Source organism: Ralstonia sp. A12 (assembly GCF_000801955.1).
Taxonomy (GTDB): domain Bacteria; phylum Pseudomonadota; class Gammaproteobacteria; order Burkholderiales; family Burkholderiaceae; genus Ralstonia.
Window position 1 is genome coordinate 267,138 of the sequence record NZ_JSZO01000008.1, and the last position, 26,429, is coordinate 293,566.

At 61.3% G+C, this 26,429-nt stretch carries 31 protein-coding genes; 19 read left to right on the forward strand and 12 right to left on the reverse strand.

Annotated features, from left to right (window positions below; genetic code table 11):
* Together PI87_RS13060 and PI87_RS13065 are read right to left on the reverse strand one after the other, a co-directional pair.
* The gene (locus tag PI87_RS13060; RefSeq protein ID WP_039598111.1) at nt 1–2,373 is read right to left on the reverse strand and encodes a bifunctional salicylyl-CoA 5-hydroxylase/oxidoreductase; all 2,373 of its coding nucleotides are present in this window, start codon (nt 2,371–2,373) and stop codon (nt 1–3) included.
* 136 nt (nt 2,374–2,509) lie between these two features.
* Nucleotides 2,510–3,322, reverse strand: a complete 813-nt coding sequence (locus PI87_RS13065; RefSeq protein WP_039598176.1) for a dienelactone hydrolase family protein — start codon at nt 3,320–3,322, stop codon at nt 2,510–2,512.
* Nucleotides 3,323–3,419: 97 nt separating this feature from the next.
* Between PI87_RS13065 and PI87_RS13070 the strand changes: the two genes are divergently transcribed.
* On the forward strand, nt 3,420–4,391 hold the full coding sequence (locus PI87_RS13070; protein WP_039598177.1) for a GlxA family transcriptional regulator: 972 nt from the start codon (nt 3,420–3,422) through the stop codon (nt 4,389–4,391).
* 102 nt (nt 4,392–4,493) lie between these two features.
* Entirely contained in the window at nt 4,494–5,183 is a 690-nt protein-coding gene (locus PI87_RS13075) for a DUF2076 domain-containing protein (RefSeq protein WP_039598112.1), read from the forward strand.
* Here the strand turns inward: PI87_RS13075 and PI87_RS13080 are convergent, their stop codons facing one another.
* Nucleotides 5,184–6,086: a LysR family transcriptional regulator gene (locus tag PI87_RS13080; protein ID WP_039598178.1), complete on the reverse strand. Its 903-nt coding sequence runs from the start codon at nt 6,084–6,086 to the stop codon at nt 5,184–5,186. It lies immediately after the preceding gene.
* A 117-nt stretch (nt 6,087–6,203) separates the two neighbouring features.
* Here PI87_RS13080 and PI87_RS13085 point away from each other — a divergent pair, with 117 nt between their 5' ends.
* Genes PI87_RS13085 through PI87_RS13095 form a run of 3 tightly spaced genes read left to right on the forward strand, consistent with a single transcriptional unit; the run spans nt 6,204 to nt 7,625 of the window.
* Entirely contained in the window at nt 6,204–6,614 is a 411-nt protein-coding gene (locus PI87_RS13085) for a (R)-mandelonitrile lyase (protein WP_039598179.1), read from the forward strand.
* 18 nt (nt 6,615–6,632) lie between these two features.
* Nucleotides 6,633–6,869: a tautomerase family protein gene (locus tag PI87_RS13090; protein ID WP_039598113.1), complete on the forward strand. Its 237-nt coding sequence runs from the start codon at nt 6,633–6,635 to the stop codon at nt 6,867–6,869.
* Between the two features lie 21 nt (nt 6,870–6,890).
* Complete coding sequence (locus PI87_RS13095) at nt 6,891–7,625, forward strand: SDR family oxidoreductase (protein WP_039598114.1); 735 nt, start codon at nt 6,891–6,893, stop codon at nt 7,623–7,625.
* A gap of 219 nt (nt 7,626–7,844) precedes the next feature.
* Here PI87_RS13095 and PI87_RS29435 read toward each other — a convergent pair whose 3' ends face one another.
* Entirely contained in the window at nt 7,845–8,045 is a 201-nt protein-coding gene (locus PI87_RS29435) for a hypothetical protein (protein WP_198139554.1), read from the reverse strand.
* On the opposite strand from PI87_RS29435, the gene PI87_RS13100 reads away from it, so the two are divergent.
* Nucleotides 8,044–8,925, forward strand: a complete 882-nt coding sequence (locus PI87_RS13100; protein ID WP_198139555.1) for a glycosyl hydrolase family 18 protein — start codon at nt 8,044–8,046, stop codon at nt 8,923–8,925. The two genes, PI87_RS29435 and PI87_RS13100, sit on opposite strands and share 2 nt — an antisense overlap.
* On the opposite strand, the gene PI87_RS13105 is transcribed toward PI87_RS13100, so the two are convergent.
* The 5 genes from PI87_RS13105 to PI87_RS13125 all read right to left on the reverse strand — a co-directional run bounded on the left by PI87_RS13105 (nt 8,906) and on the right by PI87_RS13125 (nt 14,583).
* Complete coding sequence (locus PI87_RS13105) at nt 8,906–9,643, reverse strand: hypothetical protein (protein ID WP_157003124.1); 738 nt, start codon at nt 9,641–9,643, stop codon at nt 8,906–8,908. The genes PI87_RS13100 and PI87_RS13105 overlap by 20 nt on opposite strands.
* 8 nt (nt 9,644–9,651) lie before the next feature.
* On the reverse strand, nt 9,652–10,716 hold the full coding sequence (locus PI87_RS13110) for a hypothetical protein (protein WP_039598115.1): 1,065 nt from the start codon (nt 10,714–10,716) through the stop codon (nt 9,652–9,654).
* A 32-nt stretch (nt 10,717–10,748) separates the two neighbouring features.
* Nucleotides 10,749–11,813, reverse strand: coding sequence for a hypothetical protein (locus PI87_RS13115; RefSeq protein WP_157003125.1), 1,065 nt, complete (start codon nt 11,811–11,813; stop codon nt 10,749–10,751).
* Between the two features lie 64 nt (nt 11,814–11,877).
* Nucleotides 11,878–13,173 carry a glycosyltransferase gene (locus tag PI87_RS13120; protein ID WP_039598117.1) on the reverse strand — a complete coding sequence of 432 codons (1,296 nt, stop codon included), beginning with the start codon at nt 13,171–13,173 and terminating at the stop codon, nt 11,878–11,880.
* 39 nt (nt 13,174–13,212) lie between these two features.
* Nucleotides 13,213–14,583 (reverse strand): nucleotide sugar dehydrogenase, encoded by a 1,371-nt coding sequence (locus tag PI87_RS13125; protein WP_084209952.1) that lies wholly within the window; start codon nt 14,581–14,583, stop codon nt 13,213–13,215.
* A 462-nt stretch (nt 14,584–15,045) separates the two neighbouring features.
* On the opposite strand from PI87_RS13125, the gene PI87_RS13130 reads away from it, so the two are divergent.
* The 4 genes from PI87_RS13130 (at nt 15,046) to PI87_RS13145 (ending at nt 17,353) form a co-directional block, all read left to right on the forward strand.
* On the forward strand, nt 15,046–15,369 hold the full coding sequence (locus tag PI87_RS13130; RefSeq protein ID WP_039598118.1) for a hypothetical protein: 324 nt from the start codon (nt 15,046–15,048) through the stop codon (nt 15,367–15,369).
* 112 nt (nt 15,370–15,481) lie between these two features.
* Nucleotides 15,482–15,943 (forward strand): cache domain-containing protein, encoded by a 462-nt coding sequence (locus tag PI87_RS13135; RefSeq protein ID WP_039598183.1) that lies wholly within the window; start codon nt 15,482–15,484, stop codon nt 15,941–15,943.
* Between the two features lie 154 nt (nt 15,944–16,097).
* Nucleotides 16,098–16,352: a hypothetical protein gene (locus PI87_RS13140; protein ID WP_039598119.1), complete on the forward strand. Its 255-nt coding sequence runs from the start codon at nt 16,098–16,100 to the stop codon at nt 16,350–16,352.
* 158 nt (nt 16,353–16,510) lie between these two features.
* Nucleotides 16,511–17,353, forward strand: coding sequence for an AraC family transcriptional regulator (locus tag PI87_RS13145; protein WP_039598120.1), 843 nt, complete (start codon nt 16,511–16,513; stop codon nt 17,351–17,353).
* Between the two features lie 27 nt (nt 17,354–17,380).
* On the opposite strand, the gene PI87_RS13150 is transcribed toward PI87_RS13145, so the two are convergent.
* Nucleotides 17,381–17,968: a LysE family translocator gene (locus tag PI87_RS13150; protein WP_039598121.1), complete on the reverse strand. Its 588-nt coding sequence runs from the start codon at nt 17,966–17,968 to the stop codon at nt 17,381–17,383.
* 246 nt (nt 17,969–18,214) lie between these two features.
* On the opposite strand from PI87_RS13150, the gene PI87_RS13155 reads away from it, so the two are divergent.
* From PI87_RS13155 to PI87_RS13170, 4 genes are all read left to right on the forward strand, one after another.
* The gene (locus tag PI87_RS13155; RefSeq protein WP_039598122.1) at nt 18,215–18,778 is read left to right on the forward strand and encodes a hypothetical protein; all 564 of its coding nucleotides are present in this window, start codon (nt 18,215–18,217) and stop codon (nt 18,776–18,778) included.
* Between the two features lie 241 nt (nt 18,779–19,019).
* A complete protein-coding gene (locus tag PI87_RS13160; protein WP_052321518.1) occupies nt 19,020–19,520 on the forward strand; it encodes a cupin domain-containing protein in 501 nt (166 codons plus the stop codon).
* A gap of 188 nt (nt 19,521–19,708) precedes the next feature.
* On the forward strand, nt 19,709–20,431 hold the full coding sequence (locus PI87_RS13165; RefSeq protein WP_039598123.1) for a helix-turn-helix transcriptional regulator: 723 nt from the start codon (nt 19,709–19,711) through the stop codon (nt 20,429–20,431).
* Nucleotides 20,432–20,463: 32 nt separating this feature from the next.
* Nucleotides 20,464–20,838, forward strand: a complete 375-nt coding sequence (locus PI87_RS13170) for a VOC family protein (protein ID WP_039598124.1) — start codon at nt 20,464–20,466, stop codon at nt 20,836–20,838.
* A gap of 317 nt (nt 20,839–21,155) precedes the next feature.
* Here the strand turns inward: PI87_RS13170 and PI87_RS13175 are convergent, their stop codons facing one another.
* Nucleotides 21,156–21,359: a cold-shock protein gene (locus PI87_RS13175; protein WP_039598125.1), complete on the reverse strand. Its 204-nt coding sequence runs from the start codon at nt 21,357–21,359 to the stop codon at nt 21,156–21,158.
* A 653-nt stretch (nt 21,360–22,012) separates the two neighbouring features.
* On the opposite strand from PI87_RS13175, the gene PI87_RS29585 reads away from it, so the two are divergent.
* The 5 genes from PI87_RS29585 to PI87_RS13195 all read left to right on the forward strand — a co-directional run bounded on the left by PI87_RS29585 (nt 22,013) and on the right by PI87_RS13195 (nt 24,528).
* Entirely contained in the window at nt 22,013–22,243 is a 231-nt protein-coding gene (locus PI87_RS29585) for a hypothetical protein (RefSeq protein WP_039598126.1), read from the forward strand.
* Nucleotides 22,244–22,324: 81 nt separating this feature from the next.
* Nucleotides 22,325–22,579, forward strand: a complete 255-nt coding sequence (locus PI87_RS13185) for a hypothetical protein (RefSeq protein ID WP_039598127.1) — start codon at nt 22,325–22,327, stop codon at nt 22,577–22,579.
* Nucleotides 22,580–23,267: 688 nt separating this feature from the next.
* Complete coding sequence (locus PI87_RS13190) at nt 23,268–23,588, forward strand: hypothetical protein (RefSeq protein WP_039598128.1); 321 nt, start codon at nt 23,268–23,270, stop codon at nt 23,586–23,588.
* Nucleotides 23,589–23,711: 123 nt separating this feature from the next.
* Entirely contained in the window at nt 23,712–24,002 is a 291-nt protein-coding gene (locus tag PI87_RS29070; RefSeq protein WP_157003126.1) for a hypothetical protein, read from the forward strand.
* Nucleotides 24,003–24,132: 130 nt separating this feature from the next.
* A complete protein-coding gene (locus PI87_RS13195; RefSeq protein WP_039598129.1) occupies nt 24,133–24,528 on the forward strand; it encodes a hypothetical protein in 396 nt (131 codons plus the stop codon).
* 244 nt (nt 24,529–24,772) lie between these two features.
* On the opposite strand, the gene PI87_RS13200 is transcribed toward PI87_RS13195, so the two are convergent.
* Nucleotides 24,773–26,026: an Hsp70 family protein gene (locus PI87_RS13200; protein ID WP_039598130.1), complete on the reverse strand. Its 1,254-nt coding sequence runs from the start codon at nt 26,024–26,026 to the stop codon at nt 24,773–24,775.
* Nucleotides 26,027–26,429: the final 403 nt, after the last annotated feature.

Sequence of the window (26,429 nt, forward strand, 5' to 3'; positions counted from 1 at the left end):
TCAAACCCCTTGCATGCGGTTGGCCTGCTCCAGCGGAGACAACCCCGCCGCCTGCGCCGCCATGGCGCGCTCGCGCTCCAGGTTGCGTTCGAGCTGCAGCTTGCCCGCGCGGTACTGCTTGGGCCACGCCACGTCGAGGTAACCGATGCGCGCGGCTTCGTTCAGCGTCCAGGCCGGGTTGGCCAGGTGCGGGCGCGCTACGGCGCACAGGTCGGCACGGCCGGCAGCGATGATGCTGTTGACGTGGTCCGCCTCGGAGATGGCACCCACGGCAATCGTGGCGATGCCTGCCTCGTTGCGCACCCGGTCGGCAAACGGCGTCTGGAACATGCGGCCATACACCGGCTGCTCCTTCTTGCTGACTTGGCCCGACGAGCAGTCGATCATGTCTGCGCCCGCCGCCTTGAAGACGCGCGCGATTTCCACCGCATCGTCCGGCGTGATGCCGCCTTCCACCCAGTCGTGCGCGGAAATGCGCACCGACATCGGCTTGCTTTGCGGCCACACCTCGCGCACCGCATGGAAGACTTCGAGCGGGAAGCGCAGCCGGTTTTCCAGCGAGCCACCGTACGCGTCATTGCGCTGGTTCGTCAGCGGCGAGATGAACGACGACAGCAGATAGCCGTGCGCGCAGTGCAGTTCCAGCCAATCGAAACCCGCCTCCGCAGCCATGCGCGCCGAGTTGACGAAGTCGTCGCGCACGCGGTCCATGTCGTCACGCGTCATGGCGTGCGACCACTGGCTCACGCCATCCAAATACTGCTGCGGGGATGCGGAGATCAGCGGCCAGTTGTGGCCGTCTTCCAGCGGCAGATCAATGCCGTCCCACGCCGCGCGGGTCGAGCCCTTGGCGCCTGCGTGGCCGAGCTGGATGCCGAGCTTCGCATCGCTGTTGGCATGCACGAACTGCACGATGCGCGCCCAGCCGTCGCGGTGTTCGGTGTTCCACAAACCCGGGCATGCCGGGGTGATGCGCGCATCTGGCGACACGCAGGTCATCTCGGCCATCACGAGGCCCGCGCCGCCCATGGCGCGCGCGCCCAGGTGCACGAGGTGGTAATCCGCGGGCTGACCGTCTTCGCACGAGTACTGCGCCATGGGCGACACCACCACGCGGTTTTTGAGCGTGACGCCGCGCACGGTAAAGGGCGTGAACATCGGCGGCACCGGGCCGTAGTCAGGTGCGCGGCTTCTGCTGGGTAGACCGGCCTGCTCAGCAATCCAGTCTTCAAACGATTCGAGATACCGCTTGTCGCGCTGGCGCAGGTTTTCGTGGCTGATGCGCTGGCTGCGCGTGAGCAGCGAATACGCAAACTGCTCGGTCGGCAGGTTGGCGTAGCGCGACACGTTTTCGAACCACTCGGTCGAGTTGCGCGCCGCGTTCTGAATGCGCAGCACTTCCACACTGCGCACAGACTCATAGTGTTCCAGCGCACCGCGCAGATCGCCGGGGTACTGGCTGATGCTGCGTGCGAGTTCAATCGAATCTTCCAGCGCCAGCTTGGTGCCCGAGCCGATCGAGAAGTGCGCCGTGTGCGCAGCATCGCCCATCAACACCACCGGCGTGTTGTGTTCATTGGTATGCACCCAATGCCCGCACACCACGCGCGGGAAGCGAATCCACTGCGCCGAGCCCCGCAGGTGCGTGGCGTTGGAGATCAGCTTGTTGCCGTCGAGGTACTTGGCGAACAGGCGCTCGCAGTAGGCGATGGCGTCTTCCTTCTCCATCGTCTCCAGCCCTGCCGCGCGCCACACCTCTTCGGGCGCCTCGACGATGAAGGTGGAGGTCTCATCATCAAAGCGGTACGCATGCGCCTGAAACCAGCCGTGCTCGGTTTCTTCAAACGCAAAGGTGAAGGCCTCGAACAGCTTGTGCGTGCCGAGCCAGACAAAGCGGCAGCGGCGCGTGTCGATATCGGGTTGATACGTGGCGGCGTACTTGGTGCGGATGCGGCTGTTCAGGCCGTCGCTGGCGATGACGAGGTCGGCGTCGGCATAGGCCGTGTCATCTTGCACATCGGTTTCGAAGACAAGCTTGACGCCCTCTTCCTCGCAGCGCGCCTGCAGGATGTTCAGCAGGCGCTTGCGCCCGATGCCGCAGAAGCCGTGGCCGCCCGAGCGCACCACCTGGCCGCGGATGTGGACTTCAATGTCGTCCCAGTGGTTGAAGGCGTCGAGGATCTGCGCGGCGCTCTTGGCATCCGCCCGCTGCAGGTTGCCCAGCGTCTGGTCTGAGAAGACCACGCCCCAGCCGAAGGTGTCATACGGCCGGTTGCGCTCCACGACCGTGATGTCGTGCGACGGGTCCTGCAGCTTCATCAGCAGGGCAAAGTACAGGCCAGCCGGCCCACCACCAATACAGACGATCTTCATGACAACGGCTCCGCGTTCGATGCGGTATTACATTAGTCATGAATAGTTTAGTTGTAAAGTAATTTGCTCGGATGGAGGCCCCGGGGTTTACACCAGACGAGCGGCGCCGGGCGCACAGCAGTAGGTGAGTCCCCACTCAGGCCAGGCGCTGTTGGAAGAACGCCAGAATCTCGTCGCGGGCCGCCAGCGTGGGTTCCCCGGCTGCGTCGATCAGGTGGGCAGTGACGACGCTGTGCGGGCAAGGCACATGCTGGGCAAAGAACGACGGCGGGTTCGGGTGCGCGGCGCTGTCGGGCAGCACTCGCGCCACGAACCGATCACCCAGCGCCTCGGCATAGGCCGCGAAGCGCTGGGCGCGGCAGAAGCGGTCGCCCTCAAACCGATAAGCCAGCACGGTCAGGTCTTCGCGCTCCAGCCGCTGGCGCACGGCGGCCACCTCCTCCGGCGCAATCTCGATCCCGCCCGGTGCGTTCAACGGTAACGACGGCTGGCACAGCACCGGCGCCAGCATGGCCGGCTCCAACATCATCGTCAGCGCAAAATTGCCGGTGAAGCACATGCCGATGGCGCCCACGCCGGGACCACCGCACTCCGCATTGGCCAGCCGCGCCAGCGTGCGCAGCCACTGCGTGACCGGGCTCGACTGGTTGGCCGCAAACGCGCGGAACTCCGCACTCACGCACGCGTGCCGGAAGACCTCCGCACCGGCGTCCGCCTCGGGCACCGCGCCGTCGCGGCCGAACAAGGACGGCATGTAGACCGTCAGCCCCGCATCGCGCACCCAGCGCGCGAACCGCGCCACGTGCGGGCTGATGCCGGGCATCTCGGCCATGACGATCACGCCCGGGCCAGTGCCGGCCACGTACACGGTTTTGGTCGTGCCATCCAACGTGATCTGGCGGCGCGCGAAGTCTTCCAGGCGGTCGTCTTGAGGGCTGGGCGGTGTCATGCGGGCGGCCTTGCGTGTGGTGGGCATGCCTGCATTGAACGCCCGCGGCCGCTACACTTCGAGTGTCGATTTCGACATCTTTCAGGCAAATTTGGCCATGGCGGATTTCACCATCCTCGTACTCTCCGGCGCGTATGCCACCAGCGTAGCAGCCACGTTGGATGTACTGCAGGCAGCGTCGACACTGGCGCCGCGCGTAAAGGCGGCACGCCCCACGTGGCGTGTGCTGTCAGCCGACGCACCCAGCGTACGGTTGAGCAGCGGCATGCAGGTTGACGCAACCGCCTTGCCCAAGCGACCCCGCCCCGATGGCAGCACGTGGGTTGTGCCTGGGCTCGGCATTGATGATGTGGGCGCCCTTGCCGCACGCCTGGCGCGTGAGGATGCGCAGCGGGCAGCGCGCACCCTTGCCGCGCAGGTGGCAGCGGGTGGGCAGGTGGCGGCATCGTGCTCGGCAGTCTTTCTGTTGCAGGCAGCGGGGCTGCTGCCAGAGCGCCGGGTGACGACCTCGTGGTGGCTGGCTGCCACGCTGCAGCAGCGGGAACCTACCTGCACGGTCGACGCCGATCGCATGGTCTGCGCAGACGGCCCGGTCAGCACGGCAGGCGCCGCCTTTGCACAAACCGATTTGATGCTGCATCTGCTACGCACGCGCTTTGGCGTGGCGCTTGCCGATGCCGTCGGGCGCGTGTTGCTGATCGACGGGCGCCACGCGCAGGCACCGTTTGTCGTGCCCGCCATGCTGGCCAACGGCAACGCATTGATCGGCCGCCTGGTGGCGCATATCGAAGCCGCACTACCCAACCCGCCCAGCGTGCAGGCACTGGCCGATGCGTTTGCGATGTCGCAACGCACGCTGTCGCGGCACGTGCAGGAAGCCACCGGCAGAAGCACCCTGGCACTGGTGCAGAGCGTGCGCCTGAACCGCGCCCGCATGCTGATCGAATCCAGCCGCATGACCATCGACCGCGTGGCCGAAGCCGTGGGTTATGAAGATGCCACCGCGCTGCGGCGCCTGATGCGCAAGGTGTCGGGCACCAACCCCAGTCAGTACCGCCCCGCTGCCTAGGGTTACAGGCCGTTACACAAGAACCTGCCCGGCTTTAATTTTCGTTTAAGACTTCGCCCCTAACTTGGTCACATCGCACCCACCCCAATAGGAAACCGCGCCATGTCCCCGCAAGAACAGCAAGCCCTGGAAAACTTCCTGGCCCAACTGACGCAAGCACGCGCCGGGGCAAAAGACCCGCAGGCCGAAGCCCGCATTCTGGAAGCCGCCGCCCGCCAGCCGGATGCCGCTTACCTGCTCGTGCAGCGCGCCATGCTGCTCGACCAGGCGCTGGCATCGGCCCAAACGCAGATCACATCGCTACAGAGCCAGTTGCAGGCGGCACAAGCCAGCCGCAGCACGTCGTTCATGGATTCGGCCAACAACTGGGGCGGCCACGGCACCAGCGCCGCGCCCAACCCCGCATACGCTCCGCAGCAGGCCGCCCCCATGCAGATGCCGCCGCAGGCCCAATCGCCCCAACAGGCCCCGGCGCAACCCGTGCGCTCGGGCTTCTTTAGCGGCGGCCTGGGCAGCACGCTCGGCAGCGTTGCCACCACAGCGGCGGGCGTGGCAGGCGGTGCACTCCTGTTCCAGGGCATCGAGAACATGTTCCACCACAACAGTGGCGGTGGCGGCTTCTTTGGTCAGCAGCCGTTGATGGGCGGCACCACGGAAACGGTGATCAACAACTACTACGACGGCGACAGCGGCAATCGCAACACGGCCTCGCGTGACGATAGCCTTGGCCTGATCGATGACAGCGACTTGGGCGGCAGCGATTATTCGGATGATGATTCGACCCTGATCTAATCAGGGCGAGGGCACAACATACCGAAGCGCCTCAACAATCAACGCAAAGGCCGGTGACGTTTGCCGCCGGCCTGCGTAGTACAGGTGATAGCCGGGCACTGTCGGGCACCATTCTTCGAGCACGCTCGACAGTCGCCCCTTGGCCAGATGCGGTGCAGCCAGGTCGTGCGGCACATAGGCCAGTCCGTATCCTTCCAGCGCTGCCTCAAGCATCTGAGGCGTTGTGTTGAAGATCAGTTGACCGTGCACGTTCACGTGCAAGGCTTGACGCTTCTTGGCGAACTCCCAGGCGTACAAACCACCGCGCGTGGGAAGCCGCAGGTTGATGCACTGATGCGCCGCCAGATCACGCGGCGTGGCCGGCCTACCGTTCGACACCAGATAGTCGGGTGAACCCACCACCGCCATTTTGAAATCCGGACCGATACGCGTGGCAATCATGTCTTGCGCGATCAGGTCGCCGCTGCGCACACCAGCGTCGAAGCGCTCCGCGACGATGTCGACCATGCCGTAGTTGATGTTGATCTCGACCGAGATGTCGGGGTAGTTCCGCAGCACCGCCTTGAGCTTTGGCCAGAGGATGGTATCGGCCGCATGATCGTGGGCCGAGATGCGGATCAACCCGGCCGGCTTGTCCCGCAGCACACTCAGCGACTCCAGCTCCGCCTCGATCCCCTCGTAGTACGGCCCGACGTTCAACAACAGACGTTCGCCGGCCTCGGTCGGGGAAACGCCACGGGTCGTCCGCGTCAGCAATCGCAACCCGATCCTCTCCTCCAGACCCCGCATCGAATGACTCAGCGCGGATTGCGACACGCCAAGCTGCGCCGCCGCCCGGGTGAAGCTGCGCTCGCGCGCGACCACAAAAAATGCCCGCAAAACGTTCAGATCAATGGTCGACATCATGAATCTGGCTCATATCGGTTTGCGAAGTATAGCGACTACCAGGGGGACCGATCTGTCCGTAAAGTTCACCCATCGGTTGCGTTGCACACGTCAAAACAGGAGCCAGAAATGGAAATCGAAATCAAGCGTTGCGGGAGCGTGTCTTCCATCAAGGGACCGGGCGATTGGTTCACGGGCAGCGTTCGGGTGGACCCACTGTTCCCGGCCAACGACACGGCGCGCGCCTCGGGTGGCAGCGTGACATTCGAGCCGGGTGCACGCACCGCGTGGCATGAACACCCGCTCGGCCAGACGTTGATCGTCACCGCCGGCTGCGGCTTTGTGCAGCGTTGGGGCGGCCCGCTCGAAGCAATCCGCCCGGGCGATGTGGTGTGGATTCCCGCTGGCGTCAAGCATTGGCACGGCGCGTCTGCCGACACATCCATGACCCATCTCGCGATCCAGGAAGCGCTCGACGGCAAGGTTGTCGACTGGCTTGAACACGTCAGCGACGCGCAGTACCCCGGCGCGATTGCATCGCACTGATCACGACAGGAAGCAACGATGCCGCACGTCATCGTGAAGTGTTGGCCGGGCAAGTCGGAGCAGCAGAAGCAGCAGCTTTCCGACGAGATCACGCAGGCCGTCACCCGCACCCTCGGCTATGGAACAGCGTCTGTTTCCGTGGACATTGAAGTCGTCCAGCCGTCCGCCTGGGTCAAGGATGTGTATCAACCCGACATCCTCGACAAGTGGGACACGCTGTACCAAAAGCCGGGCTACGACCCGTCACACCTTTAGGAAATTGGAGCGATTGCCAAAATGGACAACATCAAAGACAACGTGGTCGTCATCACCGGGGCGAGCAGCGGCCTCGGTGAGGCGGCTGCCAGACAGCTTGCGGCGCTCGGCGCCAAGCTCGTGTTGGGTGCAAGGCGTGTAGACAGGCTGGAAAACCTGGCACGCGACATCGGCCCCAGCAACGCAGCCATCGTCCAAACCGATGTCACGCGCCGCGCTGATGTTCAGCGCCTCGTCGATCACGCCGTGAAACTGCACGGCCGCATCGACGTCCTGATCAACAACGCGGGGCTCATGCCGAGCTCCATGCTGGAGAAGCTTCACGTCGATGAATGGGATCGCATGATCGATGTGAATATCAAAGGCGTGCTCTATGGCATTGCAGCCGCGCTGCCGCACATGATTCGGCAAAAGCACGGGCACATCATCAATGTGTCGTCGGTTGCCGGCCACAAGGTCGGCCCAGGGGGTGCGGTCTACGCGGCAACGAAACACGCTGTCCGGGCGATTTCCGAAGGACTGCGCCAGGAAGTGAAACCGCACAATATCCGCACGACCATTGTTTCCCCCGGCGCCGTGGCAACCGAACTCACGCAGACGATCACCGACCCCGACGTCGCGGCCGGCGTGCATGCGGTGTACGAACGGGCCATTTCACCCGATTCGTTTGCACGCGTGGTGGTGTTTGCGATGAGCCAACCTGAGGCCGTTGACATCAACGAGGTGCTGTTTCGGCCGACCAGTCAGGTGTACTGATGCTGCGTTGATCGACGCTTTGACGTTGATCGAGGCCATTGCAAAGCCAAGCCGCCCACCGCAGGCGACTTCGCGCCTGCCGCGTGGCCGTTCTCACGAGCGATTCAAACACCTGACTTCACACCTCATCCCTAGGGCATATGGATGAGACGTAGACGTCTCAAGGTTGCGCGCACCAGACCGATAAACCCCGAGAGAACACAAAACACGAACGGGGTTTCAAATGAAGGTTGTCGGTCTGATCAGCGCGGCGTGCGCCGCACTTCTGCTATTTGGTTGCGGAGGAGGCGACGGAGCCGCGACCACGGGCAGCTCCACGCCTGCCGCCACCACCCCAACGTCCGCCAAAACCACCGCGGCGGCGCCCAAGGTATTGCTTGGGTTCGCGCTCGGCAGCACCACTTCGATGGCATCGGCCATGAGTGCCGCCACGCCCGTCAACGCCATTTCGGTGGACGTGATTCGCGTTGATGTCAACGGTGGCTTGACCGGCACACTGCCCGCGACACTGCTCTCGAACAACCAGGCAGCCGGCAAACTTTCGTATGCCTGCATCACCAACTTCGGCACAGACTTCGATCCGGCCATCGCACACGGCGCACTCGTCACCAACCGGGCGGCAACGTTGCAGAACATCATTGCGCTGGCCAAGACGCAAAACTTGGCCGGCATCAACCTCGACTTTGAAGGCCTATACACAACGGATCGTGACGCCTACACCAGCTTCGTCGCGGATCTGGCTGCGCAACTGCATGCCAACCATTCCACGCTCATGTTGAGCCTGCCAGCCAAGACCGCAGACTCCATCGGCAACACCTGGACGTGGCCGTACGACTACGCCGCACTTGGTCAGAGTGCCGACTTCATCCAGGTCATGACCTACGACGAGCACGTGCCGAGCGGTCACCCCGGCCCGGTTGCCGGCAGCGACTGGATGCTCGCTTCGCTGCAATACGCCGTGGGCGTCGTGCCTGCAACCAAGCTGCTGCTTGGCCTACCCGCTTATGGTTATGACTGGAATCGCACACGGAACACTGGCACCTCGGTTGCGTTCAAAGACATCCCTGCGTTGATCACCACCACGGGTGCGACAACCCAGTGGGATGCCACCACGCAATCGGCCCACTTCAACTACACCGCCGCCGACGGCAGCGCGCACGAAGTCTGGTACGAAAGCGCGCAAGGTCTGCAGACCAAGGCCGCCATGGCCAACACGCTGAACCTGGCTGGTGTATCGATGTGGGTGCTGGGCGCGGAGAACGCCAGCTTCTGGAGCGCCATCACGGCTGTGATCCACTGAGTGGACGGCTGCCCCCTGCCGCACTTGGCGTAAAGCGGAACGCCCGCACCATGAATTCCACCGGTTGCCCGTTCTGCGGCGGCTTGCCTTGGAACAGCCACAGGTTCAGTTGGATGCGCGCGTCGCCCACCTCGGGCACTCCCGCTGTGCGGGACCAGTGCTGCAGTACCGTGCCATCGGCTGCGGTGGCACTGAACTCCGCCAGCCCCCGCTCCCAACGGATGCGATACGTCACCCGCCCGTGATTGACGTTGAACCGACGCAAGGTGTCCGGGCTGCCAGAAGGCTGCACGACAAACTGGGCGTTGTTTGATTCGCCTTCGCGGCCCCAGTACGACAGCTCGACGTCCAGCTCGCGATGCGCCTGCTCCGGCGCACTGCTGTAGCTGAAAAAGCCGAACACCACCTGACGGTCCATGCCGAACGGATTGGTCTCCACATCCAGCGCATAGGTGCCGTAGCCCAACGGTCGGGAAAGCGTCACCTCGGCGGAATGCCAGCCCTGCGCAGCTTTGACGATCGCCATGTGCAAGCGCCCTTGCTCATCAACACGCACGGCATCCAGACCATCCGAGAACACGTTGGGACCCGGCCCGCTCAGTTGCCCGCCTGACGAGCGCACCACCCAGCGTTGGCCGGAAAACTCGATCTCCCGGGCGGTGGCTACCGTACATGCGCATGCGAGGCAGGCCAACAAGCAAAACAGACGACGTAGCATGGCGGGCCTCACAGAAGCAGCGGTTTGCGGCCGAAGAAGACCACGCGGCTGGTGCTCGACGCCGGATCGTTAAAGATCACCTCCACCAGCTTGCCCTTGAGGTCGTAGCGGAACAGCGGGTGCTTGGCATATTCCTCGGCTTCGTAGGTGGCGGCGACCTTGCCCACCTGCTTGCACAGGAAGATCTGCAGGACGCAGTCATAGACCGGCTCACCCGCCTTGGCACGCTCCATGTTTTCGTACGGCACAAAGGCCACCGACACCGGTTGCGTGAGCGCCTTGTAGTACGGCGAGCGCATCGCCACCGTCAGAATGCGCTCCGACTCTTTGATGCTCGCCCCCAGCACGACCAGGTTTGCCTGGGCCGAATCAATCTCGGCCTTGAGCTGCATGCGCGAGAAGATCATCTGTTGTGTCTGCGCCAGCGTGGTCATGGTTTGCAGATCATCCGCCGCGCCGCCCAACGTCGACATCACCGCGCGGCTCTGCGTCGAGTTCACGCCCACTTGCACCGCGGCGATCTTCGAATCCGTTAGCGCGTTGGCGGAAGACTGCAGCGTCACCATGCGCGCCGCTGCGTCTTCTTTAGAGATCAGGCCCGCACGCAGCTCTGCGTCGGTCGAGGCCATCATGCTCCTGAGCTGCGTGTGCGCGCGCTCGCTGTCAGCAATGTCGACAGACTTGAGGCTCACCAGGCGCCCGAGATTTTTCGACACATGCGACATGTTCTCGATCTGGCGTTGCTGCGCCTCAGTGGTGCGGGCAATCAGTGCATCAAGCGCCTGCAACCCCTCCTTCTTGACCGCGAGCTGCGCTGTAAGGTCAGCCAGATCGGCACGTTGCTTGTCGAGCTGCGCCCGCAGTTGCGCCACCTGCGGTTGATAGGAGAGCACGCGCTCCTGGGCGGGCGAGATCACCAGCGGCGCGCCCCAGCTTGTGCTCTGCAAGTAGAAGAACAGCAGCGCGATGTAGCCGAAGATGCCGCCAATGATGGCAATCAGCACGAAGAAGGAGGCCAGCCGATAGACAACAAGCATCTTCGACTGAAAGTAGTTGGAGAAGGCGGCAATCATCTGAGGTGCCCCGCAGGTTGGTGAAGTCGGAATCAGTTGAAGTCGGGATTGGCCTTGAGCCAGGCGTCGATGTCATGAATGCGCGCATTGCTGGCGGCAAGCTCTGCCGAGGTCGTCAGGCTCTCTACCGACATGTTGCGCAGCAGGCGGCGCGAGGCGTTGGTATCGACGTCCTGGGTACGTTCGATCATGGTGTGGATGGCCGTGTTGCGCTGTTCCAGGCTGCGCTGACGCAGCATCTCGGCATGCAGCACGCCTTCCAGCGACTGCCGCATGCGCTGGACCTGCTGGTACGCGCCGTCGCGCTGCTCTGCAACCAGCTTGGCTGTGAGCTCACCCACGCGATCGGACGCGCGCACCGAAGCGTCATAGCCAAAGCTGCGTGACGCCGTGAGCCCGACGAACGGTGACTGCGATCCCGACGTGAAATCGTGGCGCATGCCGGCCAGGATCGTCACATCCCAGCCTAGCGTGGCACTCACGCGCGAAGCCAGTTGCGCGGCACGCGCCTGGGCGGTGGCGTTCTGGCTCACCAGCTCGCGCAACGGCTGCCGTGCCGGCTCGGCGGCGGTGGCAAGTTCTGCCTCACGCTGGCGCAGTGCAGCCAAGTCCATCGCAATACCGTCGCGCAGGCGCAGCGCAGTGGTGAAATCGGCCAGCGTGGCGTCGTTGCTCGCCAGCAGGGTCTGCTCCGTGGCAAGGTTGCGCTCGGCAGATTGCAGCGCTTGCGCCAACCCCTGCTGCCGCGCTGCTAGCGAGCGCAGTTCAATCTTCGCGGGCACACCGTCCACCGATTCCTTGAGCGCCAGGCCCGAGCGATAGGCCTCGCATTCAGCCGCCGCCCGCTCGTGCACCAACCCCGCACGGCGTGCCTGCGACAGGCTCTTGCTCACGCCGGCTGACACAACCTTGTTCGAGATGGACGGGTTGCCCACGTTGACAAACGCATAGGGGGCGTCAAGCACCTTCGATTCCGCATCGGCCTGCACGCCCGATAGCTCGCAGAACAGATCGGCCTCGCCCGCCGAGGCGAGCATCGGCAACACCGATAGCGCAAGCAACACCGCGCCCTTCCAGCGCATTGAACGATGAGACATGGTCTGAGCTCCCCCGGGCCGCCTCTCTCGTGAGGTCGGTCCGTTCGATTTGTTTTTGTATGTGTCAGCCCTGCTGCGGCTGCATGCCTTCAATTGCGGCGCCGTCCTCCGCGGTACCTGCAGGTTCTTCCGGTTGCTTGGAAACGCGTGTGCCCCAACTGCTTGAGTCCATCGTGAAAATGGCCATCATTGCGCAGGTGACGGTGCCCGCCAGCGCCCACGCCGCGATGAACGGCAGCAATGGCAGCGGACCACCCTCCACCGCCTGATCGGGCGCACACCGCTTGGCCCAGAAATGCACACCCATCAAGAACGGGGCGAACACGGTGTACGTGAACACCTGGTGCGACACGATCCACTCCAGCGCGTTGCCCGATGCCAGCGCAAAGACGAAGGTGAACAGCATCAGGTAGTTCACGGTCTCGGGCAGGATCAGGTTCATGGCTGAAAGCGGATGCACGTTGCGCGCGTGCCGACCCAGCGAACGCAGCGTCAGCAGGTAGTCCTGCGTGCCACTGCGGCGCCAGCGCCATTGCTGTGTGAAGAACTTGCGGAAGGTGGTCGGCACCTCGGTCCAGCAGATGGCATCGAGGTTCACCGCGGTCTGGTACCCGCGCAGCATCAGCAGGTGCGTCATGTAGCGGTCTTCGCCGGCAGAGAACTTGGCGCCGAGGAAGTTGCAGGCCTTGACGTCTTCCTCGATCTCGAAGAACGCATCACGCCGGATGGCAAACAGGCAACCGCTGATGCACGTCACGTTGCGCAGGCGGTTCTGGAACATCTTCATCACCTTGTAGGCGTAGAAGTACACCGTTGCCTGGGTCTTGGTGACGAGGTTCTCGTTGACGTTGCTCACGCGCACATGCCCGCCCACGGCGGCAATCCTGTCCGAGGTGAACGACGCCACCAACTCGCGCACCGCATCCTGGTGGAAGGTGCAATCGCTGTCGATGCAGATGAAGATCTCTGCATCGGCTGCGATGTTGGCCGCACGGTTCAGCGCCTCGTACTTGCCTTTGTTCACGGGCTGCCGATAGGCGGCGATATTCACTGCGCCAGAGAAGTCGCGCTGCGCTTTCTGAATCCACTCCCAACTGTCGTCGGTGGAGTGGTCATCCACGGCAACGATCTCCAGCAATCCGGCGGGATAGTTCGACTCGCTGATGCTCTTAATCGTGTCGTAGGCGTGCGGGCCTTCGTTAAAGCAAGGCAGCAGCACCGACACGCGGCGCTGCACGGCGTAATCCGTCGCAAGAAACGTCTCCTTGCGCCAAAAAATCACGCACAGCAGCGGAACCAGATACAACAGGGCCGACAGCACCCAGCCGAGCGAAAGCGTCAGCAGCAGATAGGCATCCATGACAGGCGAACCACGAAAGGAAGAAACGAAAGACCGAAGTCAGGGACGCCACAGCACTGCGCGATCCGGGCACGTATCCCGGTCGAGCACGGCCTTGAGATCGCTCACCACGAATGGCGCACCAGGCCTGGCGAGCGATTCCACCAGCGCCCACCCGCCCTCGCGGTACTCCGTGTGTGGCACGGCCAGCACGATGGCATCGGCCGGCTTAGCATCGGCCAGTCGCGTGAGGCGGAAGCCGTATTCGTGCGCCACCTCGTCGCTGTTGGCAAAGGGGTCGACAACCTGCGCGCGAATGCCCAGCGCGCCGAGCTTCTTCACGATGTCGGCCACCTTGGAATTGCGGATGTCCGGCACGTCTTCCTTGAAGGTGGTGCCGAGGATGGTGACGACGGTCTGCGGCCCGAGCAGATGACATTGCGTCATGCGCCGCATGAGCTGGTCGACCACGAACTGCGACATGCTGTCGTTGGTTTCACGTGCGGCCAGGATCAGGCTCGCATTAAAGCCGCACGACGCCGCCTTGTGCGTCAGGTAATACGGATCGACCGAGATGCAATGCCCACCCACCAGACCCGGGCGGAAGTCGAGAAAATTCCATTTGCTGCGCGCAGCAGCCAGCACGTCGTGCGTGTCCACGCCCAGCGCCGCCAGCAATTGCGATACCTCGTTCATCAACGCGATGTTGACGTCGCGCTGCGTGTTTTCCAGCACCTTGGCGGCCTCCGCCACCTTGATGCTCTTGGCCGGATGCACCTGCGTCACCGCGCCATATAGGCGCACCAGCGCGTCAAGCGTCTCGGGTGTGTCGCCGGCCACGATCTTGGTCATCGTGGTCAGGGTGTGCACGCGGTCCCCAGGGTTGATGCGCTCGGGCGAATAACCGACGTGGAAATCCTTCAGATGCTTCAGGCCACTGTGGCGCTCCAGCAGCGGAATGCAGATCTCCTCCGTCACGCCAGGGTAGACCGTGCTTTCGTAGACGACGAGCGCACCACGCTTCATGTGCTTGCCCACCGAAATGGACGCCTGCATCACGGGGTTGAGGTCGGGCACGCGGGCGTGGTCCACCGGCGTGGGCACCGTCACGACAATCACGTCGGCCTGGCCCAGCACAGTGGCATCCGTGGTGAAGCGCGCAGCAGCTTCCAGCAGTTCGTTGCTGGTCAGCTCATTGGTGCGGTCGTGTCCTTCGCCCAGCTCGGCCACGCGTGCGGCATCGATATCGAGCCCGGACACCGCAAAGTGCCGCGAGAACGCCACCGCCAGCGGTGCACCGACATAGCCCAGACCCACCACCGCGATCTTGACCCTTGCCAGCTCTATCGCCGGCGCAACCGGTTCCGGCCAGCGTGGTGCCGGCTTGATGAACAGGCTCTCCCCAAACGTCGACTCGCCACGCAGTGACATCGTCTGCTCCCCTCGTAGATCCAGACCGGCTACCCGAAGGCCGTTCCGTTGTGATGGTTCACGCAGACGCAGTTCCGGCAGCGGCTGGTGACCATTTTTATGGGGAGCAATTCTGCAAAGAGCGTGCCACGGACGATGGCAACATCATCTAAATCAGATGTAACCGTTGTCGCATAAGGCGTTGCGGGTCGCCAAATCTGACAAGATTGTCACGAAAAAGCGCTGTATCAAGCGCTTGAAAACGTTTCGCGTTACGTAACGTCCGGCCGGCAAAACATGCGCTCCGTGAAGAAGATCACGAAATTCGCATAATTAAGAAGAGACGACGAGCGGGCAGAAATGGTGAAAACAGGGGAGCCCAACAGGTAACCGCAAGCGTCTCTCTGCTCAGTGGTCGAAGAAACGCGCGGGCGCTACGATCTATCCTCACAGTCCGTTTCTTCGCTGTCGAAGCCCTCCTCAATGCCACGTCACCACCACCACGTCTACGTCGTCGAACTCTCGCGGCAAGTGCTGACCGAAGCGCGCTTCAGGAAGGCCAATCCCGATTACCTCGGCGACAAGCCTTGCGTTTATGTCGGCATGACAGGACAGTCACCGGACGTGCGCTTTGACAAACACAAGGCGGGGCTGAAAGCGAACCGGTTTGTACGGGAGTACGGTTTGCGGCTGGTACCGGAGCTGTACGAGTGCTTCAACCCGATGCCTTACGAGGCGGCGCGGGAAATGGAAGTGGAACTGGCGATCGGATTGCGCGAGGAAGGGTATGCGGTGTGGCAAGCGTAAGTCAGTGACGGGTGGTGCTGTGTACGCCTATGGCCATCGCGCAAACCAGCACTGACGTCCGCGCACGGCGCATGACAATTGCAAATGGCTCGACGAGCAGGGAGGAATGTCCATGTTTCGCAAACTCGTGATTGGCGCGCTAGGCGCCATGGCTGCCTTGTCCTCGACTACGGCATTTGCGCAAGGTACTGCGGCGGACGCTCAGGTCATGCTTAAGAAGACGGTTGCGGCCATCAAAGCCGATCCGGCCAAGACGCTCGACCAGATCAACAAGGGCGAAAACGGCTTCCTTGTTGGTGACCTCTATCCGTTCTGCTTCAACCTCAGCGACGGTCTCCTCGTCGCGGTCGGCAATCCCAACGTTAAGGGGTTGCTCGGCAAGGATGTGAGGACATTCAAGGACCCCACGGGCGACGTGTACGGCCCAAGGCTCTATGACGCGGCGAAAGAGGGCCAGGTCAGTGAAGTCAGCTACATGTCTCCCAAGGCCGGCGCTGAAAAGACGTGGGTGCCGAAGGCGAGCTTCGTTACCGCGGTCGCCGGCCTGGGATGCGGCGTCGGTTACTACAAGTAGTCTTTAGCGTACGTTGAGGCCTACCGTAGTTGCTGAGAGAAATCAGCCCAGCATCGCATGTCCGCTTCCGGCCAAGAGCGGCCGTTCGACATACCGCCGAGAATCGTCACAATCGGGGCAAACGCCTTCGCCTACAACGGGAAATAGCAGGCGGATGGCAACATTCAAAAAATGTCCGGCTGATCAGGCCGAGCGGGTCAAGCAAGTAATCAGCAATGATTTTCCGCCTAAGGTGGTCGTGCAGAGCTTGGACGAACTTTCGGCGCTGACCAAAGGTGATCTCGAGAAGGTCTATCAGGCCTGGGGGGCAGTTACAGCAGCACTTTTCTTGGGCTGCTCGACGGAGGCTTCGCTTGAGGAAATTAAGCTATATCTCGATCGACAAGGCTGGGTCTCATCGACTGACTAGTGCATCGGCGTGGTCGCTTTGAGTCGTTCCCGCCAATTGCATCCGACTGCGCTCGGACAGAAACGGCCGGCCGAATCCCGGGCCAATCCAAACACCGTGCTCGACCGAGGATGCGTTACAGTGCCCAATGCCATGTGTGGACATAGCCGCGAATCCAAATGAACAGTAACAGTGCGCCCCTTACGGCCAAAGAGAGAATAGCGCCGACGTTCTGGCGCGATGAAACGCTGCCGTTTATCGAGGCTCGTTCAATACAAGGCGGTCACCAGATTTGCTACGCTAAACACGCGCATGACACGTTCTCAATCGGTGCGATCACGGGTGGCCACAGTACATATCTCAACGGGCGAGTCCAGGAGCAGGTTGGGGCCGGCGCGGTGGTTGTCATTAACCCGGAAGATGTCCACGCCTGCAATCCAATCGATCATCAGCCATGGTCATATCGCATGTTCTATGTGGACGCTTCTTGGCTGATGGATCTTCAGCATGAACTCGGCTTCAGTCATGGCTGCGGTTTTCGTGCGTTCTCGACCACCATGACGACGCGGCCTGACCTGTATGCTGGGTTGAATCGCCTATACGCCATCTGCACCGACGAGCGCGCAGATCATCTGAGAAAACATAGTGCAGCGCTCACCTTCTTTTCGGAAGTGCAGCAAACGCTGGACCCGGCCCCTGCAGTGGCTGGGAGCCCAAATAGAAAGCTCGTCCGGGCGGCGGACTACATCCGAGAAAACTGCACGCGCTCGCTGAAGCTGGCGGAGATTTGTGCAGCAGCAGATCTCTCTGCTTCCTATCTGATCCGCTCGTTTAAAGATCGCTACGGCATGACGCCTCACGCGTACCTGATCAATTGCCGTATCGAATACAGCCGGTCAGAGCTCAGGCGGGGGCGAGCTATTGCCGACGTCGCCATTGAAGCGGGATTCTCTGATCAGGCCCATCTGCAACGAACTTTCCGGCAATTTGTTGCGGCTACGCCTCGCCAGTATCGTGGTTGAGCCTCAGGGCATGGCCGAGCCTGCCGCCTACGCCAGAAGTAGGTACACGGCGCTGCCCACAAGCAACAGCGCCATCAGGCGATTGAATAGCCGGACCCGCTTGGGGTCGCTCAAGTACTGACGCAAAAATGATCCTGCGTATGCCCAGCAGGCAATCGATCCATAGCAGATCACGAAATAGACTACCGTGAACTGCCAGACCAATATGCGGTCGCCGTTTGCTGCGTATGCCCCCATGCCCGCAACGGACGCTAGCCATGCTTTCGGATTCAGCCACTGCATCGCTGCTCCGGAGATCAACGACGGACCATCTGTCGCCTCCTCCGCTCCGAGTCGCCCGTCATCGACAGCGAGCTTGTAGGCCATGTAAAACAGAAACGCTACCCCGGCCAACTGAATTAACTTCGTCAGATTTGGCCAATGACTTTGGATTTCGTGTAATCCCAACCCTGTCAGCAAGAGCAACAACGTAAAACCCAAGGTCGCGCCAGTAACATGCCGCATGCTGGCACGCAGTCCATGCTGAGCGCCTGTACTCAACGCAACGATGTTGACGGGTCCGGGAGAAATCGATGCAGCCAGGGCAAAGGCGCTCATGGAAAGAAGATGGCTCATCTATTGCCTTCGATACGCTCGTTGGGAAATCACAGCGCTCGAAGGTATAGCGTGATGGGACCGCACGTATTGAAGGAAATTACCCTTTGCTTTCCGTTGATCGCCCGCTTTTTGCAACTCTGGCAGCCTGTTTCGGGTCGGAAGCGGTCGTTGATCTCCTGCCTCACGAGTAGCAGCTACCGGCCAGAAGCGGCCGTTCGATAACATAGGGATACCCATCGGGTTCTGTTTGGGAGGCTGCACCGTATGCTTTCACTCGACGAGATGGCTCGGCAGCACAACGTTTCCATAGATCGCTTGCGAGCACTTGAGGTCGCGACTATTCCAGTCGAGTGCACCAAGCGAGTCGACGTGGGGTTCTACGCAAAAGAGAAAGCGCGACTGATAAACCCGCTGTCCTTTCTTACGAAGGTAGAAATCCGCCCCGGGCTCTTCGCGTATGGCAAACAAGCACCCAGCCTTGCGCAAGCCGTCGCGGCGGACGGCGAACTTTGCCGTGCTCTGGATACGTTGCTTAAGAACTATGCATGGGCGCTCGAATGGAATGATGGGGCCCTGCAGGCGCGCGTGAATCTCTGGAAAGCAACGATTGACGGCGACTCGACTGGCGGCGAAAGATTTTTGTCCAATCTCGAAACTGTTGCCAGACGCCTCGGTGACATCAGCAACGGACGCAGTCAGGTAGTGGCAAATCTTTCACCAGTGGCATTCGGCCCAACTTGGTTCCGCAACCGGAAAATGTTCGGAGGATTCTTGGCGGGGCTGGTCATTGTCGTCCTGCTCCTCTTCGTGATTGGCCGTGTTCGCTAGTTGCTAGTCAGCGCTCTGCCTCCTCCCGGCCAGAAGCGGTCATCGGGGTTCGGCATTTGGCCTGTCGCTTCCGGCCGCAAACGGCCCTTGCGACTTCAATCCGCTTTTTTCCGTGGGCGGACGCGCATTCTTCTTGTGCGCTCGGATGCAGACAGTATGTTTATGCTATCGAGCCAGGCATCTCAGATCTGCTGCCCCGGTGCCTCCACCGAGGACACCTTTCCTGTTTGGAGCATTCGCGATGACCAAAGACACATCCACGCTTGAGCCAATCACAATTGGTGGCCTGACAGTGCGCTATCTCATAGACGGTTCCGCCACGCAGGGCATGGGCGTCTTCGAGTTGACGATCGCCCCGGGAGCAAACGTTCCGCCGCCACATAGCCACACCCACAATGAAGAATGCATATACGCCTTGGAGGGGCTCATCCGCTATTCGGTTGACGGCGTTGTCAGGGATCTGGCGCCGGGGCAGTGGATGCATACCCCCAAAGGCTCCATCCATGCGTTCAGCAACCCTCATCAAGCCACAGCCAAGGCACTAATCGTCCTTACCCCTGACCTGGGTGCGCAGTATTTTTTGGATGTACAGGGCGTGGTGAATGCCGGCGGGCCACCAGACCGCCAGAAGTTGTTGGCAGTCATGTCCCGCTACGGGCTCGTTCCTAGCGCCCCGATTCCAGCAGTCGCCCAACAATCGATTGAAGAGGATGTGCCCGAGTCGGGGCGCCCTTTGACCTAAGCGCTGAAAGGCAGTTTAGGGTTGGAAGCTGCCGTTCGAAAACGGCCGCATTCGGCCAGTTTGAGACGTTCGACAAAGCCGCATAGATTGCCAACCATGCAACTCCTTCCCGAGCGCGCCTATTGCGCTCGGCCTGAAGTCACCGATCGCGTCGTTGATTGCCTTCGATGTCGATACAGGATTCACGTATGTCCCGCGCCGAACGCCTCCTCCAGCTCCTGCAAGTGCTACGTCGTTATCGACGTCCCGTGAGCGGCAAGGCCCTCGCTGATGAGCTCGGCGTAAGCATCCGCACGCTATACCGGGACATCGCCAGTTTGCAGGCGCAAGGCGCGATGATCGAGGGGGAGCCAGGCATTGGCTACATGATGAAGCCGGGCTTCATGCTGCCGCCCATCATGTTCCGCTCAGAGGAACTCGATGCCTTGGTGCTCGGCATGCGCTGGGTGGTCGATCGCGGCGACAAGACGCTGTCGGCCGGCGCGCTCAGCACACTTGCGAAGATCGCCGCCGTACTGCCCACTGAGTTGCGTCGCGAACTGGAGGAGTCTTCGCTGCTGGTCGGCGCGCCATTGAAGAGGCCTACCCACATCGTCTCGCCAGACCTTCTGCGTGCCGCGGTGCGTGCGGAGCAAAAGCTCGATATGACTTACGTGGACGGCAACGGTATTCAATCGCGGCGTGTCGTCTGGCCCTTTGCCCTGGTGTATTTCGACCAGGCGCGTGTGCTGATGTGCTGGTGCGAGCTTCGCGCTGATTTTCGAAACTTCCGTTCGGATCGGATCTTGAGCGTCGAGCAACTGGAGGAGCGCTACCCAAAGCGGCGTTCCACACTGCTTCGTGAGTGGCGCAAGCTCAATCAGGTCGACGGTCGCACGATACTGCCAGAATCTGACAGTATCGACCAATAGACTGAAGCTCCTTTCTTAACGAGGAGCTCAAAATGAAGTTCGCATCGGTTCGTGTTGTGACCCCGGATGTCGACAGGCTGGTCATGTTCTATCAGAAGCTTTCCGGCATCGATGCGGTACGGCTGGCCGATGGCTTTGCCGAAGTACGATTCGAGTGCGCGACGCTTGCGATTTCATCTGAGCGCCTGATCAAGCTTTTCAATGTGGGTGCTGCCACTGCTGCTGCCAATCAATCGGCAATCCTGGAGTTCGAGGTGGACGACGTTGACGCGGTGTTCGAACGGATGAATGCATCCGGAACCAACATCGTGATGCCGACGACAGTGATGCCTTGGGGCAATCGCTCGCTCCTGCTGCGCGACCCGGATGGGAATCTCGTCAACGTGTTTTCTCGACCTGGGCGTTGAGAAAGCCCGCCGCCACGGTGCTCGGCCCTTCCCTGTTCGTTCATTCTTGAATGGCCGCTTCGGGAAGACGCGAATGTCTCGTGAGGCTCGGGAGCGTACGCTGATCACTGAAGTGTCCGCTGCCCAAGCGGGTATCGCTCTTGGTCCGGAACTCGCCAATGTGAGCACCTAGAGCGCGTCTTTCTTCATCTTCTCGGTTTCCATGGCGGCGACCATCCACTATGACCAGCCGCATGTTTGACGCGCGCACGACCATGCGCGGAAGACGAAAAAAAAAACCCCGCGTGGCGGGGTTTCTTCCTGGCGGGCGCGATTGATCAGATGGCTTGAATCTTGGTCGCGACCGGGCCTTTCTGGCCTACGCCTGACACAAAGCTGACCTTCTGCCCCTCTTGAAGCGACTTGAACCCATTGCCCTGAACCTCAGAGAAATGCGCGAACAGATCGTTGCCGCCTGCGTCAGGGGTGATGAAGCCGAAGCCCTTGGAGTCGTTGAACCACTTGACGATACCGGTTTCCATGTTGGATTCCTTAAAACGTTCTGGATGAGCCCATGCTCACCAGGCATGACGATCAAGGAAGGAACAAAGAGAAAAAGGTGTCGCTTGGTATGACAACCCAAAACATCGGAGTAACTGCTTGAAAAGCCTGCGGCGCAAGGTGTACCGGCATCGCAAGGTTCTGTCAATCAAAAGGGCGATAAACCCAGAAATAACCCATGAATGTGGATGCAGCCTCTCTTTGCGGTCGCTCCATGTCGTCCATACATCGCAACCGCTGCATATCAAAGCAGGCCAGCACGAAACAGCGGTTGCGAGAAGCTGTTACCATGCGCCACCTTTGCCCGTTGTCGAATCGATCGGGCCGGGTGCCGAGCAAGTCAACACGAGACGCGCCGGCCACCCATCGGGCGTACACCCGCATCATCCTGGGCCATGCAGCCCATCACTTACCTGACCGGCGGGTTCGTCCGCTCCGTATCCGACACGCATGTACTAGGCGTGCCAGCCTACGCAAGTACGGTCACCTCGTCGCCAATGGCTTGCGCCATGCACCTACATGCATGACACACAGGCATCGGCCTTATCCATCGCGGCGCACCTCATCTGCAGGAAGTGGCTTGCCTAGCCGCACCATGCCTGTGATCAGCCTTCGCCCGAAACCTAGTAGTGTATTGAACCAACTCGACTCCCCCTACACAGTGTCCGTGTACCCGATTCAGCAAGAACCAGGCGTCTGGTTTGCCACCTATCTCATCAGTGAGTACAGGGAAGGCGCAGAACGCATCCTCGCCAACGTCTCGATGCGCCACAACGTACATGGCACGGAAGCACTTGCAAAGAATGCGGCCCGGCTCGCTGGAAGAGTGGCCATTGCACGTCTGGTGCATCGTCACAAGAACTGAACCGCGCAAGCCGCCTGGCGCGGCTTTCCCGCGCGCTGCAACGGCGCGCGCCACCCCAAATTCAACGAGAAGGAAATCGTCATGTCTGTTTGCGATGAATGGGAAGAACTGCATCTGACGCCCGAAGGCTGGAAGGATGGCAGCTACCGGCATGAGCCGGGTGATGCCGTCATCATCGAACCGCCGGCCAATGACGTGCTGACGGTGCGCAGGCATGTGGCTGCTGTGTATGGTGGTCCGTCACGCGTGATAGAAGACCGGACGCCGCGCACCGATGACATGGGTCAGATCGAGCAGTTGCTGTTGAAGTTTGGCGCGCCCGTCTTTGGCGTCTAGACCGAAGACGATCCGGACGAGCGCATCGTTACCCAGCACGGGTCCACGTTACTTGAGAAAGGAATTGGCATGACACTCTGCAGCGCTTGCCTTGCCATTGAAGTCCATCGACTTGGTGCGTCAGGCCATCCCCTCTTAAGAATCACCGACACGCAACGCATCAAACGATCCAAGGCCGCGGCCGCCACGGTGAGTACGTTTACATGCCGCACATGCGGCGCGCACTGGACCTACCGCGAAGAGAAAAATGTGCCCAATCAAGGATGGTCGCTTGATCAATAGGCGCCCTCGTTGCCAGAGCCTTATCCGATCGCCGCATTGCCGTGGCTGTACGCAAGGCTTGCGATAGACAGCGGTAGTATTGGCACGCTCACCATGTCGCTCGTGCTGTCGGTTTCCCGTGCCGGCGGCTGAGCGTGTCAGTCAGGTGTTGTCGGTCAAGTGACTTGTTTTGATTGGGGGCTCCCGGCCAGGAAGCGACGTTCGGATGCGTGGCTCAATCAAGATAGCGTCTTCCGGCCAAGACCCGCGTTTCAACGCGTCGAAGTCTTCCGGCGCTAGCCTGAGGGGGGCTGTCTCAGACTGCGCTAACCGCAGGCGTCTCTCTGCACAGTGGTCGAAGAAACGCGCGAGCGCTACGATCTATCCTCACAGTCCGTCCGCCTCTTCGCTGTCGAAGACTTCTTCAATGCCACGTCACCACCACGTCTACGTCGTCGAACTCTCGCGGCAAGTGCTGACCGAAGCGCGCTTCAGGAAGGCCAATCCCGATTACCTCGGCAACAAGCCTTGCGTTTATGTCGGCATGACAGGACAGTCACCGGACGTGCGCTTTGACAAACACAAGGCGGGGCTGAAAGCGAACCGGTTTGTGCGGGAGTATGGTTTGCGTCTGGTACCGGAGCTGTACGAGTGCTTCAACCCGATGCCTTACGAGGCGGCACGGGAGATGGAAGTGGAACTGGCGATCGGATTGCGCGAGGACGGGTATGCGGTGTGGCAAGCGTGAATCAGTGAAGGATGAGGTCACCGCCAGCAGCGTCGCCAACAGTCCCCTCTCTTGTAGTCGAGTCCGTGACGTTTCACCGTCGATACACTCTCCAAAAAATAAATAGTTGGGGGGTAACGAGCCGTGCCTTATTTCTCCGTCATGCTAGATGTTACGGGTTTATCGCTCAATGACGCTGCATCGGGAAGCGGCAAGTACTACGGCTGTTTTTGCACAAGATTTGTGGTCGCCGAAGATACTGCGACAGCCGTTAGCTCAGCAAAGCTTTTGGTTCTCGACGAGCTACACCGCAAGGGTATTGCCTGCTTGATCGAACAGTTGGCAACTGAGTCTGTAGAGCAGATTTCTGATTCGATGTACGCACGTCGCACACCTGGCACCGGCTTCACCTTCTATCCGATGGAGACGAGGTGAATGTCCGCTACCGGCCAGAAGCGGTCGTTCCGGTATCCCTCTTGTTGAGTCCCGCGACTGAGCATGCGCTAGACTGAGCTACCCCAAACCGCTCTCATCAATCATGCAATGCACCGCCAGAAGGCTGGCTATGATCGGCATGCTCTTGTTGTCGGGCGCTGCATTGGCTCATCAGCCGTCGCAGGCAGACAAGCCCAGCGAATCATCGCATCGGGCGGGGCCGAATGGTCTTGAAGGTTGGACGGTGATCTATCCGTCTCCGGACGGTCGGGGCTACCCCACCACCTTGGTTATCGCCCAGTGGGGGCACGTTATCCGTCGAATCCAAGGAGATCCATTGGTGTGGAAATGGATGTTTTGGGAAAGCGGAAACCAGGTCGCCTATCAGACTGGATCGTTGCACTTCAACATGGGGTGCGTGCTAGTCGATATCGCCAGTGGTCGACAACTGGCGAATCTTGATTGCTATCGCGAACTTGCCGAGGATGCCCCTGCATGGATGAAAGCCTTGCAGGGCGCGCAGTAAATTGGCGGTCAATGCAACGTACTGATGGAATCGTTCCGCTGGCGTATCGAAGTTTAGAGTCTTGCGCGGACGTTCGTTGAGCCGTCTGGCGACGGCATTGAGCTTAGCCTGCGAACTGAGTCCGTCGCTTTGCGTTGAATCGCCTCTAGCATGGCGTGGTCCTCGTCTCCGACTACAGCAATATCCCAGCCCGGATGGTTCGATACGCTCGAAATGGCCCGCCGCCCCTCAGTCTTTCAGACCGTCAGCTAAACTTGCGCGCCGCATCGCGCGCCAGGCCAGAACCGATCCCTCCGAACAGGTCGCCTTCGACGCGCTGCGCCGACGGCAGCACTTGCGCCAGTTGCTCGCGCAGCAACGGCACCCCGCTGGAGCCGCCGGCGAAGAGAATGGTATCGACCGATTCCGCTGCGACGCCCGCGGTCTTCAGCATCGCCTGTACCGTCGAGACCGTCTTGCCGACCAGCTTCCCAATCGACTGGTCGAAGTCCTCGCGCGTGACGGGCTGCTTCAACTCGGGCGCGATGCGCTGCAGGTCGATCTCCGCCACCGGAGCGTCCGACAGCGCGATCTTCGCGCCTTCCACCTGGATGGCCAGCCAGTGGCCGGCGCGCTCGCGGATCAGGCGGATTAGGCGGTCGAGTTTTTCGGTGTCGGCGACATCTCGGTAATTGTCCATCACCACCGCCCACGCCTTGCGCGTGTACACGTGGTTGATGGTGTGCCAGCTCGCCAGGTCGAAATACTGGCCGGACGGCATCGCCTTGCCGTTGCGCAGCGTGCTGTTCAGGCCCAGTAGCGGCATCACGCTGGCCAGGCTCAATGCGCGGTCGAAGTCGGTGCCACCGATGTGAACGCCGCCGTTGGCAAGGATGTCATCGCGGCGGTCAGGGCGTTTCGCGCGGTCGGGCGACAGGCGCACCAGCGAGAAGTCCGACGTACCACCGCCAATGTCTGCCACCAGCACAAGTTCTTCACCGCTGATGCCGGCCTCGTAGTCGAACGCGGCGGCGATGGGCTCGTACTGGAAGGCGATCTCGTCGAAGCCGGCGTCGCGCGCGATTTCCGACAGCGTGTCTTCAGCGAGCTGGTCGGCCTTGGGATCTTCGTCGATGAAGAACACCGGGCGGCCCAGCACGGCGCGGCGGAATTCATGGCCGGCGGCGCGCTCGGCGCGCCTCTTGAGTTCGCCGATGAAATGCGCCAGCAGCTTGCGGAAGGGCATGGCCTGGCCCATGACCTCGGTGCTGTCGTCCATCATCGACGTGCCGAGCAGGCTCTTGAGCGAGCGCATCAGGCGGCCCTCGTAGCCGGCAAGATAGTCGGTCAGCGCGGCACGGCCATAGCTGACCAACGGGTCTTCGGCGTGAAAGAAGATGACGGAAGGCAGCGTAACCTTGCCGTCTTCGAGCGGCAGCAGGGTGGGTGCGTCCGAGCGCAGCCAGCCGACGGTGGAGTTGGACGTGCCGAAATCGACGCCGCAAGCGTTTGACATCATAGGATTGTGGCTTCTCGAGTGCAGCGGGAGGCATGCGCCTGCAGGGGATATCAGGAGCGGGCGCCACCAGCGAAGGGGCGCTATTGTAGTGGCTTTGTGCGACGGATCCCCTCACGGCGCCCGCTGTTATGCGCCGTCATGCGTCAGCGGGCTCGCGACCTGTGATGCTAGTGGGGCAAAGAGAGGCAGGACCGCGAAATGAAACGCAGAGTTCAGCTCGATGCTGGGCTCCGCGTTCCAATGTGAAAGGCTAAGGGCAAGCACGACGTTGGTATGTGAAGAAGGTTAGTCCGCTCCCGGCCAAAAGCAGTCACTGACATAACGGCGGCATGCCATGCCGTCGGCTACCCTCGAACAGATCGTCACGTCGTATGAGAAATATTTTGAAGGGGGGGGGGGGGGA